This is a genomic window from Mesorhizobium japonicum MAFF 303099 (assembly GCF_000009625.1).
Taxonomy (GTDB): Bacteria; Pseudomonadota; Alphaproteobacteria; order Rhizobiales; family Rhizobiaceae; genus Mesorhizobium; species Mesorhizobium japonicum.
This window is the reverse complement of the sequence record NC_002678.2, coordinates 4,740,642-4,756,001: the sequence shown is the minus strand read 5'-3', so window position 1 is coordinate 4,756,001 and position 15,360 is coordinate 4,740,642. Positions and strand designations below refer to the sequence as shown.

The window sequence follows — 15,360 nt, the reverse complement described above, 5'->3', positions numbered from 1 at the left end:
ACGCCGACTACGTGCTCGGCTTTTCGCCGATCATCTGGATGCAGCCATCGCCGAACCAGAAGCGGGCCAGCGGGTGGTCATAATGACGGTACATCGGAGCGAGAAAACGCCGAAGGTTATGGAAATTTTTTGTATACCTTGAGATCCTGCGGATTTTCTCGAAGCCGCACTCGCCATACCAACCTCGGATTTGAGCCTCTGTGAAGGCGAACTCGTGATAGGTCGGCGCCTGGAAGCGATCCCGGATCGTCACGAACAAATCATCATCAAAAAGACTCCGAAAGAATTCGTTTTCGCCGGGTATATATTCTTTCTCTTCGCCGTCCTTTATTCGCAACAGCCAGTTGATGGCTTCGCGTGCGGTGGATGCATCCAGATTGTCAATGGAACTGCGGAATTGTTCGTCGCTTTGGTAGAGTTCTCGCAAGTGATTGATGCATCGGTAAATGACGCCGTTGGCGGTACCCATAATCGTCAAAAAGAAGCTGCCGCCGGGGCGGGTTACACGGGCAAGCTCTTCAAAGCCTTTTTTCGGATTGCTTGTGTGCGGCAAAACCCCTGCGCAATGGACAAAATCGAAACTGAAGTCGTCAAACGGCAGATCGAGCACACTGCCAGCGACCAGTTCCGAGCGCAGCCCAAATCGGCTGAGCCGTTTGCGCGCGCAATCCATCCAATCATTGCTCAATTCAAGCGAAACAACGTTTCGTGCCCCCTTGTCGAGAAACGCCCAGGACGCATTCGCGTTGGAGCCGCAGCCCGCATCCAGGACATCAAGGCCGCGGAAGCTACCGGTTGGCAGGCCGAAATATTCCTCCTCGATTAGAGAGACCAACCTGTCGAATATGTGGTCATCATTCTCCTGCTGGCGCTGGTAGCGATCAAAGACGGTGCGAGTTTCGACCTCGAAAGAGCTTTCCATGTATTCTCTTCCCTATGGCTACAAACTGATTCACGCTGTGAGCAAGGCGACAGATCCGGCTGCGGCGAGTGTAAGGTTGCCCAAGCGCAATGCACTGCCGGTACCCGGAAATTTGAAGTTTGAAAGATGCAGGACCGACAGCACAAACCCTGCACCGATCAATAGGTTGCCCAGGCCTTGCACCGGCAAGTGATGGTCGGCGACGAAGAGGAACGCCAACACGAAGAGATTATTGTTCAACGGCAATCCTCTGCCGAATCCGTCAGCGTCCAGTCCGAACGTCGAAAAATAGCTGAGGCGCAGAGCCCCTGACAGGATGAGGCAGTTGGCAGCCAACAATGCGGGAACGGAGAACGCGTTGAAGGACAAAATCAGAACCGCTGGAAAGACGGCTGCGTAGACCAAATCAAGCAGCCCGTCCAACGCGCCACCCAGCTGTGCCATCAAAGCGGACCGGTTCGGGGAACTCTTCGCGACCATGCCGTCGGCATCATCTGCCAAAAGAGCCCACAAGCCGAAACAGATGCCAATCTCGAAGCGCCCGATCAAAGCAAAGTAGATCGCCGTGGTGGCCAAGATCAGCCCAAGGGCCGTAATGGCATTTGCAGCGTCGAACAGATAGCGGATCATCCTCCTACCCCCGCCACGGCGGCCGGCGCGTCGGCACTATGTCTGTGAGGTCGCTCGAAGGCGAAAATCCTTTCCGCTACCCGCAGGTCCTGTTCACTGTCGATCTCGTACCATCGCAAATCGTCACATCGCGCCGCGGCGAGTTGCAGTCCGCGCTGCTCGATGAGATGCGCGAGTAGCTCCTCGGTATAGGCTTTGATTGCGCCCGAGCCGATCAGGTCGTGGAGGACCGGGACGATCGCCGTTTGGAGTTCGGCGCCAGAGAACCGGATGAGGTTCATCATCTTGAAGAGCACCGGGGTGCCTGATACCAGATTTGCCGCCGTCTGCTTCAACCGGACTTCGGATATGAAGCCGTTGCTGGAAAGGACGACCGCGGACCCTTCCATGGATGGATCGAAGGGCGCGACCGCGGCGGCATTGGCCGCCTCCACCCTGATCAGGTGGCGCAGCGCATCTTCTTCGAAGAAGACGTCACCTTCGAGGAGATAACAGTCGCCGGAAAGAAGCGTGTCGCGTGCCAGCCAGAGCGAGTAGGCGCTCCCTGTCTTGTCGAAGACCGAGGACTCGACATAGTTGATTTCAAGTCTACCGAAGCGTTCGCCACAGGCATGGCGAATGGCATCCTTGCGATAGCCGACAACAATCGTCACCTCTTCAACTCCCACCGTCTGAAGGTTCCACAGTGCATTGTAAAGTATCGGTGTGCCGTTGACTTCGACGAGGGGCTTGGGACACAGATCGGTCAGCGGACGCAGGCGGGAGCCGAAGCCGGCGGCGAGAATGACGGCTTTCCTGGGAGCAGCGGGAGGCATCTCATTCACCTCTTTCGTTGTGTTGCGGTGTCATTTCCAGGAGTTGAGGAATTCGACGAGCCGGGCCAGGCCGGTCGCGAGTTTTTCAGATGGAATTCCATAGGACAGGCGCAGGCCGGCGGGGTCACCGAACGCGGCGCCCGACACAGCTGCGACGCCAGTTTCGGCAAGCAGTGCCGTCACGATATCGTCGGCTGTCGTTGAGGCGCCGTCTTCCGATGCCGATCGCAGCAGATGGGAAAGGTCGAGATAGAAATAGAAGCCGCCTTGCGCCCTGGGGACCGGTACACGCGTCAACCAAGCAAGCACGTCAAGACCGATCCGTCTGGCGCTTGTGAGGCGTGAACGCAGCTTGCCTTCATAGTCCGAGCCACCCCTTTGCAAATGGGCGAGCACCGCGTGCTGGGCAATTACGTTTGGATTCGAAGTGGTGTGCGATTGCAGCGCGTTGACGGCATTGATCACCTCTTTTGGACCCGCCAGATAGCCGATGCGCCAGCCGGTCAATGCCAGCGATTTGCTGAAGGAGCTGACGATCAGCGCGCGTGCTCGAATTTCCGGGGCGACCGAGACGATCGGATGGTGGGTATGATCCTCATGCACGAAGTCGCCATAGCACTCGTCGAAAATGATCCACAGGTTGTGGCTGACCGCCAGTTGAGCGATGGCCATCAGGGTCTCAACATCGTAGACCGCACCGGCCGGATTGCTGGGCGTGTTGACGACGATCGCCCGCGTTCGTTCGGTGACCGCCTCCTTGATGTGCTCGGGGCGCGGGACGTACCCGTTGGATCTGGTGTCGACGAAGACCGGTGTGCCGCCGGCGATTAGCACCTGGGCCGGAAACGTTGTCCAGTAAGGCGCCGGGATGATGACCTCGTCGCCCGGGTTCAGCAGCACCATTGCGGCATTGAACAAGGCCTGCTTCGCTCCGGACGTCACGGCAACTTCCTCGGCCTTCCAGATCTGTCCGGTATCGAGGGAGATCTTCCGCGCCAGTGCCTCGCGCAGCTCCACCATGCCAACCGTATCGGTATAGCGATTGACGCCCTTATTGATGGCGTCGATCGCGCCGTCGCGAATCGTGGGAGCAAGCTCGCTCCAGATCTCGCCGGCGGTCAGATCGATGATCTCCTTGCCAGCATCGGCCGCCGCTTTTGCGGCAGCGCGCGCCGCGGCGGTACCCGATGTACCGAACAGGTTTGTCCGATGCGCAAGCATGTGCGCTCCCGTTTTCGTTTGCTTTCAAAGACGGGCTGGGCCTGCTACCGCACGCCGGTCGCCGTCTGCGGCAGATATTTCTCTTCCGCCGCTGAGAGTTCCTGGTAATTGAGCAGATCGAAGAGTTCGTCGAGCGTCGCCACCTCGTCCTCGATACCGGCGGTACTTTCTTCGCGGAGGATGCGGTCGCAGACCTGGCGCATGGCCGAGATCGCCGCGCGCATGTTGTGGTTCGCCCATATGACCGTGGAGATTCCGGCCGCCCGATACGCGGAGACCGGTGTGCGGTAATATTTCGTAGGCACGATCACGACCGGAAGGCGGTTCTGCCAGGCGCGCGTGAAGGCGAAAATCTGCTCAGCGTTGGACTTGCGGGAATGAATCAGAATAGCATCGGCGCCGGCCTCAGCGTAGGCTTGTGCTCGCGCCAGCGCCTCATCCTCTCCGCGGCCGGCGATGAGCGCCTCGATCCGGGCGACCAGAACGAACTCCGCATCCGGCACTTGGTCCTTCACCGCCTTAAGCCGGCCGCAGAACTCGGGAATATCGGCCAACGGGTGCCGATCACCGATGAACGAGTTCATTTTCGGGAACGCCGTGTCCTCGATACATATGCCGCTCGCGCCATGTTGGCGCAGCTTGCGGGCGACCAAACGGGCATTGTTGAAGTTCCCGAACCCGCTGTCCCCGTCGACGAGGACTGGAATGTCCACCGTGTCGGAAATTCGCTCAACGACATCGACGAGTTGGGACCAGGAAGCTTCGTTCGCATCTCGATATCCGAGACTGGATGAAATCGAGAGGCCGGACGCCCAGAGCGCCTTGAAGCCAGCGCGCTCGGCAATCGCCGCCGAAAGGCCGTCATGAGCCTCCATTGCGAAGGCGAGTTCACTGGACGCGATCATTCGGCGCAAGCTCTCTCGCGTCTGCGCACCAGACTGCCTCTCCACCATACGGTCTCACCTCCACCGACGCTGTCCAGCCGACAAGCCTGTCATCGCTGCCGACGAAGTACTTTCAGAGGCGAACCGCTCTGCCCACCGATCGGCGATCTGCCACTGTCGTGCACACATACAGAATCAATGAAGCAAGGCGCGTGCCGAATTGGCGAACCACCTGCGCCGCACCAGTTCTCCATACCGGCGGGCCAGGTCCCCTCTCGACATTTGTCGGGCTTCCGACATCCTCGTCCAACTTCGGACACAAGAGGGGTAGCGGGAGTGGCTATTCGTCTACGCCATGGCGGCCGTTCCGAGGCTGCCGATCAACGGTCTCAAGCGAGATGGACAGGGAGCGGAAGACCGGCGGTCCGTGCAGGCAAGGACGGACGACGTTGGTCTTCGATCCCGGTGATCGCCGGTCGGCTTGATTATTTATCCATGCCTCATGGACGAAGTGTCGAGCATCGGCATGCGAGATTTCAGCTCCCCCAGTGGCCGTTCCGAACTTCAAGCCTTGACCTAACCAAGCGACTTGTTGATCGATGGGATGATCTTGTCTCCCCAGAGCTCAATCTGGCGTAGCATCGTCTTTTGGTCGAAATCTCCCAATTGGGTCTGAATTGCGATCTGGTCCGGCTTCAGGATACTTATCTCTTCCAGCAGGCGATCGATGACGCGACTTACGCTGCCGATCGGCAGGTTCTGGCGCATGGTCTCGAACGACAGATCCTGCTGCGTCGGTGTTTCCTGCAGCAGATAGCCGTCCCGGCTCTGCTGGCGGCGCTGATGAAGTGCTTCAGATAGCCGGCGCTGGAAGCGGGCGTTGTCGAGATAGCTGTCGATCTCCGCCTGATCGTCGCTGGCATAGCAGCAGCGCAGAAGCCCTATCTTGGCGGCGGTGACATCCTTACCCCGCGAGGCCGCTGCTGCCTCGATGGTCTCACGCAGCGTTCTTAAGTTTTCCAAGCCGTTGTGGAACGCCGTGACGAAAAGATTGTGGCCCTCACGATAGGCCCGGCACATGCTTCGCGCGGACCCGCAGGCGATCCAGATCGGTGGGGCTGGCCTTTGGATGGTGCGCAGCGAAATCGCTGTTAAAGGTATCTTCTCATACTGGCCATTGTGCTCGAAGACCTTCTGGTTAAGGCCCTTGAGAAGGATATCCAGGTATTCCGCAAACACGGCCGGCGCCTGATCGACATCGACGCCGAAGCGCTCGAACTCGAACTGCTGGTATCCCGAGCCGACGCCGAGTTCGAGGCGGCCGTTCGAAACGATCTCGGCAAAGCCGATCTCGGAGAGCAGGCGCTGCGGTTGATATAGCGGCAGCACACACACACCGGTGCCAAGGCGAATGGTGCTCGTAAGGCCAGCACAGTGCGCCACCATCATCAAGGGCGAGGGAACCAGGCTGTAATTGTTGAAGTGGTGCTCGGCGAACCAAGCGGTGTTGAAGCCAGCCTGCTCCGAAGCGATTGTCTGTTCAATGGAGTTACCGATGACGCTGTCGCACGATTGATGATAGCCTCGCTGGGCCGCCAAGATGAACGTCGCGAATTCCATGGCGTGTCCCTCGTTTACACAAAGTGGCCAATCAAGCCTTCGACTTGTGCCGATTGCGGGTGGGTCGCGGTATCGATGCGGCCTGGCGACGACGTAGTCGACGATCTTGCGCAAAGCCGCTTATCGTTCGGCGGCCGCAGGCAAGCGCCAAAACCTGGCTAGTCATTCGACCCTGATGACGAGTTTTCCGTCACCGATGAAGACGATCACTTGGCAAGCCGCGCTTGGCACGTTCCATGCAGCCGCAGTCTCAATCCTCGAACCTCGTCGGCTTCGACGAACCGCAACCCGTCGCCGGCGAACATTCCGTTGGATTTTCTTGATCGGTTGGCTGGGCGTTTCGCGCGTCAGCCAACGAGGTCAAGCCGCCGTCCACGTAGAGGGTCGAGCCGTTTACGTATGAGGCATCAGGCGAGGCCAGAAAGAACACTGCCTCGGCGACGTCTTCGGGCTCTCCCATCCGCCCCATCGGGATGCGCCGTTTGATCGCTACGGAATCGATGCAGCCGGACTCGACCAACTGAGCAATGTCAGGCGTACGGATATAGCCAAGAGCGACGGTGGCCGTTCGGATGCCGACCGACCCGAGTTCGGCCGCCATGCACCGGGTCAGAATGTTCATACCCGCCGTGGACGCCCCATAGGCATGGCGCGGCACGAAGGGCAGGAAACTATTGATCGATCCAAGATTGAGGATTACGCCGCCGGCGTCCATCGACTTGATCGCCTCGCGCGCAGGTGAAGGTGCCGGTGAGATTGACGTCCAGCACCCGCTCAATCTGTTGCGGGATTTCGATCCCTCGCACAAACGTATCGGCAATAGCAGCACAGTTGACGAGGACCTCGATGCGACCGAAGCGCCCCCGTATTTCCTCGAACAGCGCCACCACGTCGCTCTCGACCGCCAAGTCGACGGATTTCGCCACGTGCCTGCCGCCCAGCAAATCAGCGAGTTCTGCCGCCCCAGCACCATCTTTATCAGCAATCACGACTGTGTCGGAGTTCGCGGCAAAGCGGCGAACGACGGCGGCGCCTATACCGTTCGCGCCGCCCGTCACGACCACTGTGCGCGCGCCAGTTCGTTCGGCCGGCCGGAAGAGTTCGGCTCGAGGCGTCTCGTCGACCGGCGGGTGCGCGTCGCCCGGCTGGTTGAACGACATCCAACCGCCGTCGACCGTCAGCACCGATCCTGTGATGTAGCCCGTCTGTGCGCTGGCCAAAAAACGCACGGCCCGAGCGATCTCGTCGGGGCGCGCCATTCGCCCCATGGGCACGCGGCGGCGCACGGCCGCGAGGTCCATCTTGCCCGCACGTTCCAGTTCCGCCACCATCGGCGTGCGCACGTATCCTGGCGCTACCGCCGTTACGCGGATGCCGCGCGAGGCCCACTCGCATGCAAGCGATCTCGTGAGAGCGATCAAGCCTGCCTTCGAGCTGGCATAGGCGTTGCGCTTGGGATTGCCGAGCACGCCCGCCAGCGAAGCGACGTTGACAATGGCAGCGCCGGGCTGCATGCGCCTCGCCGCTTCGCCGGCCATGATGAAAGGCCCGATCAGATTTGTTGCCAGCACGCGTCGGAAGGCCTCGAAACCGGTGTCGATAGTCGCAGCCATGGCGGGTCCTATCGCCGCGTTGTTGACGAGAACATCGATTTTCGCGAACTGCGCTTCGATGCGGCCGTATAGGGCGACAATGTCCTCTTCTCGTGAGACATCGCATTCGAGGCCCAGATGCGGATGGCCGAGACCGCCGGCCAGTTCAAGAACGCCGCTGCCAGGAAGGTCCACCGCAACGACGATGTCTCCATCGGCGGCAACGATCTCGACCAGCGCACGGCCGATTCCGCCTGCCGCTCCCGTTATGATGACGACCCGTCCTGCCTGCTTCATATGAACCTCTCCGCAGCCAGCGTCAGAGATATCGACGCGAGTCAGCCGCAAGACCGGTCGCGGACGTCCTGGTGACGGCGAGTTTCCATACCGGGTAGACGTGTTGCGTTCCGCGACCGCTCCCGCGACGCGGCTCCGCAATTGGGAGCCTTGGAAAGCATTGTGGTGACATGCATGGCATTTTCATTTTGATGACGAGCTGCGGCGCTTCCTGAGCGCGTAAACCGGGTCATTGGGATGCGCTGCTCCGATCGGTTGCCGCAAGCCGAACCGTTCTGCCTCGGGGACCGCTGGTGGGGTCTGCTCTTCGAGCCAATCGTAAACGACGGTCCGTTCGGCAATGCGCCACGCCCCTTCCCTCTTCTGAAAAAGATCGCAGTAACGGCCGCAGAGAAGCACCTGGCGTGCTTCTCCGTCATTGTCTGGTCCGCGTTGCAGCGCGGTGAAATAGCTTTCGACCACGGCCTCCGACGGGTCGATGAATTCGATCAAGACGTTCGTGATCTGGTGGATTAAGCGCGGTCCGGTTTTGAAGAGACCAAGCGCAAACTCAAAGAAGCCCTCGGCTGAGCCGCGATAGGCACCGTGATTGTCATGCGCATCGGGCCAATATGCACTGCGCAGCGCAGCCTCATCCGCGCGGTCTATGCCGCGGCAGTACCGATAAAGGCAGTCGCGGATCGCCTCGCGGTCGCGCAGTTCGGTGATTTTTGCCTGGCCCATCGCTCTGTCGCAAATTTGAGATTGGAAGAGGCGTTTCGTGCCTCTAGGTGCGTGCAAGGTCGAACCGATCGGCAACTGAAGAAGCCAGAACGGAGACGAACTTCACGTGTCGCGTGCGTGTCATTGAGGTCTCGATGCCGGAGAGGAGGTTGGCAGGGAAGCGGCCGGACATCTTGCTTTGCGGTGTGGGGCCACGTCTCGTCGATTCCACCTAAGCTTCCCCAGTTCTTGGTTGCATGGCGGCTGGTTCGAACCGCGCTGCCGAGGTGCGATCGACTTCCAGCGCACGTTCGGGGCAGGATCGCGCGCCTTGTGACGCAAGCAGTTGCTCCCCCTCCGCAACCTGAATGTCACCGGGCAGGATGTAGCCATCGTCATCAAGCTTGAAGATGTCCGGCGCTTGCGCCCAGCATCGCGCGTGACCCTGGCATTTGGCATTGTGGACGATAATGCGCATAGCGCTGCCTCCATTGTCTTGGCATGGCTCGGCGATGGTCATGACCAGTCCAGGATCAGATTTTCGATCCCGAACACATGGCCGCCACAGGTGATGGGCGCTGTACCCTCCTTGATCCGGAAGGTCGGTATGCGCGCCAGCCATTCCTCCAGGCCAATGACAATCTCGCGCCGGGCAAGGTGTGAGCCAAGGCAACGGTGGGGACCATAGCCAAAGGCGGCGTGGCGGTTGTGATCTCGCGCCAGATCGACCGTGTTGGGGGATTCGAATTCCTCCGGGTCGCGATTTGCAATCATCGTGGCGCACGAAACATAGTCCCCCTTTCGGATCGGCGCGCCTTCGAAGTCGATATCTTTCGTAGCCACGCGGATCAACTGAATGGGCGGATAGGCCCGCAGCAACTCTTCGGTTGCGAGCAGGATGCGGGCCGGTTCGCTGCGCAGCAGTTCCTGATCCTTGAGGTTGCGCGCTAGATAAGCCAGGTCAAAGCCAATAGCTGCTGCGACAGTGTCAAGTCCCGCGACGAACACAAGCACGCCGATGCCACGGATCTCCCCGTCGGTTAGCCGGCGGCCCTCGATCTGTGCCTGCACGATGAAGGTCATGAGATCGTCGACCGGATCCTTGCGGCGATTGGTTGCAAGTTCATCGATGAAAGCCACAATCTTGCGGGCAGCCACAGGTCGTTCCACATCGTCGCCGTGGAGCAGATCTTTCGCCCAGCCGACAAATGTATCGAGTCCCTGATCCGGCAACCCCAGAAACCGAAGGAAGATGCTGACAGTGAACGGAAAGGCAAAATCCTTCATGACGTCGCAGCTCGTGGCCGATGCGGTGATCCGGTCGATCAGGGCTATCGCTCGCTCACGGACAGCCGGTTCCAGTGCCGTCACCCGCTTGGGCGAAAGCAGCGGACTGAGCAGTGAGCGAAATGCGCCATGGGCCGGTGGATCGAGCTCAAGCGGGATCGTCGGCCAGGTTTCGCCCAGTATGGAGGAGAAGATGCTGCGATGGCTGGAAAAAGTTTCAGTGTCCTGCAGCACCTTACGCTGATCTGCGGCGCGGGTGATGACCCAGGTGCCCCGGCCATCTTGCGTGTTGTAGGGGGAATAGAAGATCGGAGGCCCGTCATGGGCGCAAGCGACGGCTGCGTGTGGATCCCCGTTGGGCGTTGGTGGCATGCCTGGCGATGTGAACAGGCTGAAGTCTCTCACCATTTCGGGCGGGACATGATCTGGGACCGGGTTGATCGCCATTGCATTTCTCCTGCCGTCTAACCACTAACCAGGCCGCGCACCATGGCATCTTGGTCATCTAGAGAGCCGACGAGCGAAATCGTCGGAGACCCGGCGTTTTCCAGCTTCGAACGGCGAACCGGAATGAAGCTCTTGCTCCACAGCGGTTCGGGGTCGATCATCTCTGCGAGGATATCCGCAGCGCGGCACGCGAAAGACCGGTTGGCCGCCGAAGTGCTCGCCGGTCTCCTCAAGCGCCGGCGAGAGGGCAGGAGCAAGCACATTCTGGTCGAACCGTATCTGCAGATCGATCGGTGGCCATTGGCCGGTGCCGGGCGGTTGTGACGGTGACGCCAGTCACGCCGGTCGATATTGCATTCCGCGGGCAATGCCCGTTTCGGATAGAATCTGAACTGACGCTGACCTGACATGTCGTCTTCCTTCATTGCATTGAGCGCGATATCACTCACGAATGGACGCCAGTCGGTATCTCCTGCCGTCTCACATGAGAGCTTCAAAAGTCGTGCCAACGGCGCGGAAAGAGCCCTGCAGGAGATTTTCTACATATCATTCAACAGCTTGAACGAATGCGCAGCCGCAAGCCTGGCTGTCCCGGACATGACAAACCCGACAGCAAAGTCGCGGCAGCTTCAAAATGCTCCGAGAGCACAAGGCGGCTTTTTCCATCACCTTGGGACCGTGCCCGCCTCACGCAAGCGCGGTTCAGAAAGATCACATGGCCAGCTTGCTAATGGACGTGCTGGCTTTTTTGTACCCGTTGTCGATTTCGAAGCGGTCTCGCGAGCGTCGATAGGGCGAAGCGCGTGGGCCTGTCAGCCGTCTCAATCCTGAGAACGGAGGCCATAGGGACCCTCGTCAGGTTAACCCCGATCGACTCCTGTCCCTCGTTCCGAGTTTGAGCCCAGATTTTCGCTTCGAATACGAGCCACGTGTTCGCCGCGCCGGCGACCCGGCGACCCGGCGACCCTCCGGTCCGACTTCCGACATTTTTGTCCAGCTTCGGACAAAGAGGGTCGCGGCTTGATACCCATAAAGGGGATCCCCTCCGCCCAGAGCCCACGATCTGGTGATTATGGGCGCGCTCGGTCTCGGCGAAGGCATGGTTCTGGCCGCTCAAGGCAAAGAGGGTCGCTGCAAAAAACAGTGTGAACCCAAGCCTAAAATCAAATGGCATGGCGCTTGCGTCGTACTCGGCAGAACCCATCACAAGGTGGCCAGGAGTAAGACCATTGCTGACATCGCGACGCCCCGTACAAGCGCGTACCGTTCTCGTTGCCGCGGCAAATCGAGAGCTCGTTTCTTCAGACGCCCGTGCTTGCGAGCGGTTTTGCCATGGCTGATCCAAGGCCGACACAAAACGCGCGGCGCCCGGCCGAATTGCCGGCCGAGGTCGATGCCGTGTCAGTTTCAACCGAAAAAGCAGCGCACCAGTTTTCCTCCAGGAGCACATTGATGACCGTCAAAAAAAAGGTTCCTTTCGTCACCTTTCGCACGCGTGTTCGCGATGACTCCATCGAGGGGCCAAACCCGTACCGCTGGGAAGACAAGACATCCGACGACTATTTCCGCGGCAAGCGCATCATCCTGTTCTCGCTGCCCGGTGCCTTCACCCCGACCTGCTCGACCTTGCAGTTGCCCGATTTCGAAATGCTCTACGACGAGTTCGAGAAGGAGGGAATTGACGCGATCTACTGCGTTTCCGTCAACGATGCCTTCGTCATGAATGCCTGGGGCAAGGCCCTGGGGCTGCAGAAAGTCCAGCTCATCCCAGACGGCTCGGGCGAGTTCACCCGCAAGATGGGCATGCTGGTTGCCAAGGACAATCTCGGCTTCGGCATGCGCTCCTGGCGCTACGCTGCCGTGATCAACAATGGCGTAGTGGAGCAGTGGTTCGAGGAGGACGGTTTCTGCGACAACTGCGAGGCCGATCCCTATGGCGTATCGTCGCCGCAGAACGTCCTTGAAACGTTGAGAGCCGCCAAAGCCGTGACGGCTGCATGATCTAGACGAGTCAACGTCTCGAAAATCCCCTTGCACAAGGCGAAGGGTCGCTCGGTAGGAGTTTCACGCTAGCCATGGAGTCCTCAGCAAGCCTGCTTCAGCGTCAGAAGCAATCGTTGGTTTTGACGCCGCAAATGATGGAATCCATTCGCCTGTTGCAACTGGCGCATCCCGAACTGCATCAGTTCGTCGAGCAGGAAATCGAGAAGAACCCCTTTCTGGAACGGGCCTCAAACCGGGCGCCGAAGGACATTCCGTCGATTTCGGCCGGGAACCCGCGCATCGGGCCGACCACGGGCGGAATATCGGATCGGGCCTCGCAGTGGAAATCAATCCGCGGCAAAAACAATGTCCAACCGGGGGGAAACCATGCGTTCGAAGATTCCTGGACGTCCATCGAAACATTGCACGACCATGTCGCTCGTCAGATCGCTCTCAGCGCATTCGCGCCGCTGGAGCGGCGAATAGCTGGCGAGCTTGCCGGTCATCTGGAAGACACCGGATACCTTCCGGTGAACCTTTCGGAACTGGCCCGCAGCCTGAATGTCCGGGAGGCTGTTGTGGAACGGGTTCTCGGAACCTTGCAGCAGTTCGATCCACCGGGTATTTTTGCGCGAACTCTCAGCGAATGCCTTGAGATACAATTGCGGCAGCTAGACAGGTTCGACCCGGCAATGGCAGCGCTGGTCGCCAATCTTGAAGCGCTGGCGCGACGCGATTTTCAAACATTGAAGCGCCATTGCGGTGTCGATGAAGACGACCTTCTCGACATGTTGCACGAAATCCGCGCGCTCGATCCCAAGCCCGGAAACCGATTCCAATCCGGAGGGCCTGAATCGATCATTCCCGACGTCTTGGTCCAGCCCTCTCCCGGAGGTGGGTGGCAAATCGAACTCAATCCAGACACGCTGCCTAGGCTGCTGATGAACCAAAACTATTTTGCCCAGGTCTCCCGCCTAAGCGCTCAAAATTCGAAAGATCAGTCATTTCTCAACGAATGCCTCCAAAACGCGAACTGGCTAATCCGCAGCCTTGATCAGCGCGCCAAGACGATCCTCAAGGTAGCGGCTGAAATCATCCGCCAGCAGGACGCCTTTTTTGAACATGGGGTCGCCCACCTGCGGCCTCTCAATCTCAGGACTGTCGCGGATGCGATCAACGTGCACCAGTCGACGGTAAGCCGGGTAACGTCGAACAAGTACATGCTGACCCCGCGCGGCGTGTTCGAACTGAAGTATTTTTTCACTGTCGCGATCGGCTCCTCCGAAGGCGGCGACGCGTACTCCGCCGAAGCTGTCCGCCATCAAATCAAGGCGATGGTTGCCGTGGAATCGCCCAACGAAGTGCTTTCAGACGACGACATTGCCACCCGGCTCAAGGAAACCGGGATCGACATTGCTCGCCGCACCGTTGCGAAATATCGTGAGGCGCTGAACATCCCGTCCTCCGCGCGACGTCGCCGGGAAAAGCGCGTGCGTCTTCGATGCCAATCAAGCCCGGTCGGCGGCGGCGACGAAAGCGGCTCTTAAGCGAGCCCGTTCTTGATCCGTGCCAAGTGGCTTTCGCCTTCCTCCGGGCCAAAACAGCTTTCGAAATCGCCGCATTCCTGACAACTGGGCGCGGTGCATAGCGAAAAGCCTTCAGCCTCGCAGAGCTTACGATAGAAATACTTCTTCCATTTCATGTTTTTGGTGTTGCCGGCCGCCAGCGCCGGGAAATGCCTGGCCATTAAGCGGCTGAGTTCGGCCCGATTGAAAAGGCCAAGGTCCTGCCACAGATGGTCATTGCGCAAACTGCGCCTGGCGATGATCTTGGCGAAGAGGGTGCTCGCCGGATCGCCTGGCCTGGCATGCCCAATAAGCAAGCCGCGCAGAAGCCCTTCCTCCATATCTGGCTCGGGATCGGTCAGCTTTTCCAGCGCGAAGGCGTTGACGGGAACAGCCGGGAAATAGCGTGTCATGACATCTCGCAGGTCGGCACGCGAAAGGCCGGTTGCTTCGGTCGCGGTCGCCTTGCCGGCCTCGACCTCCTCGAACGCGAGGTAGAAAACACAGGCAAGCACATGCCGGTCGAACGCCGCCGCCTGGTCTGTCGGCGGCCATTGGCTGGTGCTGAAACAGCCACGGTGATGGGCGAATGTGGCGCCGTTCTGCTGGTCTTGTTCCCAGCTCATGCAGCAAGCTGGTCGGCCGCAAGGTGGGTCTGGCAGTTCTTCGGGCAGACGCGGCCGCAGGCGCCGCAGCCGATGCAGCGGCCGGCATGGTCGACGATCATGACCATGCGGTTGGGCTCGCCGTCGAAGTCGTCGTCCTCGCCCGCGCAGATGCCGAGGATTTCGCCTGCGTCATCGACGCCATGAAGGTGCATGACCTCGCGCGAGCAGACCTTGAAGCAGCGGCCGCAGCCGATGCAGGTCGCGCCATCGATCGCCGTCAGATAGTGCGGCGTCCAGGGAGAGCCGTCGCGGGTGACGAAAGCGCCCGTCATTGTGAATTCTCCAACGCTGCGAGTTCTTCCTTTGCCGCATCCAACTCGGCAAAAACCTCGAAGGCTTTCCAGGCGACCGCCTCGATCTCGGTCCAGTTGACCGGAAGGTCCTCGGCAAGGTCGTGCAATTCCATCTTGGCGGCTCCCGCGCGCGACTGCAGCTTGCGGACCTTCTTCTGTAACAGCGCAAGGTCTGACATGATCCCCTTCCTCGCAAGCCGGTCGTTACGCCCGCGCCATGTCGGGACGCGCTTCGATGGCCACGAGCGCATCGCCGGCGCGCCGGCCTCGGCGGGTTTCCGGAACGTCTCGAAGCCGAACCGGTGATGCCGATGGACGCTGCAGCCAGCTTATGCAATCCCGCGCGGCGAGACGCAGGTCCGTATCCTTCGAGTTCGGCATAAGAGCGGTTGAGCGCAGACGACAATCAAGATCTTGTTCCCGACGCGGGCGGT

15 protein-coding genes and 1 pseudogene are annotated in these 15,360 nt (G+C 59.8%); 2 read left to right on the top strand and 14 right to left on the bottom strand.

Annotated features, from left to right (window positions below; all coding sequences use genetic code 11):
• Positions 1-7 precede the first annotated feature (7 nt).
• From MAFF_RS24115 to MAFF_RS39220, 11 genes and pseudogenes are all read right to left on the bottom strand, one after another.
• A complete protein-coding gene (locus MAFF_RS24115; protein ID WP_010913592.1) occupies positions 8-922 on the bottom strand; it encodes a class I SAM-dependent methyltransferase in 915 nt (304 codons plus the stop codon).
• 30 nt (positions 923-952) lie between these two features.
• Positions 953-1,552 carry a phosphatidylcholine/phosphatidylserine synthase gene (locus MAFF_RS24110; RefSeq protein WP_010913591.1) on the bottom strand — a complete coding sequence of 200 codons (600 nt, stop codon included), beginning with the start codon at positions 1,550-1,552 and terminating at the stop codon, positions 953-955.
• Positions 1,549-2,367: a phosphocholine cytidylyltransferase family protein gene (locus tag MAFF_RS24105; protein ID WP_010913590.1), complete on the bottom strand. Its 819-nt coding sequence runs from the start codon at positions 2,365-2,367 to the stop codon at positions 1,549-1,551. The genes MAFF_RS24110 and MAFF_RS24105 overlap by 4 nt, the downstream gene beginning before the upstream one ends.
• Positions 2,368-2,397: 30 nt before the next feature.
• On the bottom strand, positions 2,398-3,588 hold the full coding sequence (locus tag MAFF_RS24100; RefSeq protein WP_010913589.1) for an aminotransferase class I/II-fold pyridoxal phosphate-dependent enzyme: 1,191 nt from the start codon (positions 3,586-3,588) through the stop codon (positions 2,398-2,400).
• A 44-nt stretch (positions 3,589-3,632) separates the two neighbouring features.
• Positions 3,633-4,541 carry a phosphoenolpyruvate mutase gene (gene aepX, locus MAFF_RS24095; protein ID WP_010913588.1) on the bottom strand — a complete coding sequence of 303 codons (909 nt, stop codon included), beginning with the start codon at positions 4,539-4,541 and terminating at the stop codon, positions 3,633-3,635.
• 507 nt (positions 4,542-5,048) lie between these two features.
• The gene (locus MAFF_RS24090) at positions 5,049-6,092 is read right to left on the bottom strand and encodes an LLM class flavin-dependent oxidoreductase (RefSeq protein ID WP_010913587.1); all 1,044 of its coding nucleotides are present in this window, start codon (positions 6,090-6,092) and stop codon (positions 5,049-5,051) included.
• A gap of 250 nt (positions 6,093-6,342) precedes the next feature.
• Positions 6,343-7,981 (bottom strand): annotated as a pseudogene (locus tag MAFF_RS24085) (SDR family oxidoreductase).
• 183 nt (positions 7,982-8,164) lie between these two features.
• Complete coding sequence (locus tag MAFF_RS24080) at positions 8,165-8,704, bottom strand: nuclear transport factor 2 family protein (RefSeq protein WP_010913584.1); 540 nt, start codon at positions 8,702-8,704, stop codon at positions 8,165-8,167.
• A gap of 211 nt (positions 8,705-8,915) precedes the next feature.
• Positions 8,916-9,161 (bottom strand): ferredoxin, encoded by a 246-nt coding sequence (locus MAFF_RS24075; protein ID WP_027056547.1) that lies wholly within the window; start codon positions 9,159-9,161, stop codon positions 8,916-8,918.
• Positions 9,162-9,199: 38 nt separating this feature from the next.
• Complete coding sequence (locus MAFF_RS24070) at positions 9,200-10,417, bottom strand: cytochrome P450 (RefSeq protein ID WP_010913582.1); 1,218 nt, start codon at positions 10,415-10,417, stop codon at positions 9,200-9,202.
• A 17-nt stretch (positions 10,418-10,434) separates the two neighbouring features.
• Positions 10,435-10,866 (bottom strand): hypothetical protein, encoded by a 432-nt coding sequence (locus MAFF_RS39220; protein WP_010913581.1) that lies wholly within the window; start codon positions 10,864-10,866, stop codon positions 10,435-10,437.
• 1,003 nt (positions 10,867-11,869) lie between these two features.
• Between MAFF_RS39220 and MAFF_RS24055 the strand changes: the two genes are divergently transcribed.
• Together MAFF_RS24055 and rpoN are read left to right on the top strand one after the other, a co-directional pair.
• The gene (locus MAFF_RS24055; protein WP_010913580.1) at positions 11,870-12,418 is read left to right on the top strand and encodes a peroxiredoxin; all 549 of its coding nucleotides are present in this window, start codon (positions 11,870-11,872) and stop codon (positions 12,416-12,418) included.
• Positions 12,419-12,492: 74 nt separating this feature from the next.
• Positions 12,493-13,947, top strand: coding sequence for an RNA polymerase factor sigma-54 (gene rpoN, locus MAFF_RS24050; protein ID WP_010913579.1), 1,455 nt, complete (start codon positions 12,493-12,495; stop codon positions 13,945-13,947).
• On the opposite strand, the gene MAFF_RS24045 is transcribed toward rpoN, so the two are convergent.
• Genes MAFF_RS24045 through MAFF_RS24035 form a run of 3 tightly spaced genes read right to left on the bottom strand, consistent with a single transcriptional unit; the run spans position 13,944 to position 15,105 of the window.
• Positions 13,944-14,591, bottom strand: a complete 648-nt coding sequence (locus MAFF_RS24045) for a nitrogen fixation protein NifQ (protein WP_010913578.1) — start codon at positions 14,589-14,591, stop codon at positions 13,944-13,946. The two genes, rpoN and MAFF_RS24045, sit on opposite strands and share 4 nt — an antisense overlap.
• Positions 14,588-14,905, bottom strand: a complete 318-nt coding sequence (gene fdxB / locus MAFF_RS24040) for a ferredoxin III, nif-specific (RefSeq protein WP_010913577.1) — start codon at positions 14,903-14,905, stop codon at positions 14,588-14,590. Before fdxB ends, MAFF_RS24045 begins: the two co-directional genes overlap by 4 nt.
• Positions 14,902-15,105 carry a CCE_0567 family metalloprotein gene (locus tag MAFF_RS24035; RefSeq protein WP_027033180.1) on the bottom strand — a complete coding sequence of 68 codons (204 nt, stop codon included), beginning with the start codon at positions 15,103-15,105 and terminating at the stop codon, positions 14,902-14,904. Before MAFF_RS24035 ends, fdxB begins: the two co-directional genes overlap by 4 nt.
• Positions 15,106-15,360: the final 255 nt, after the last annotated feature.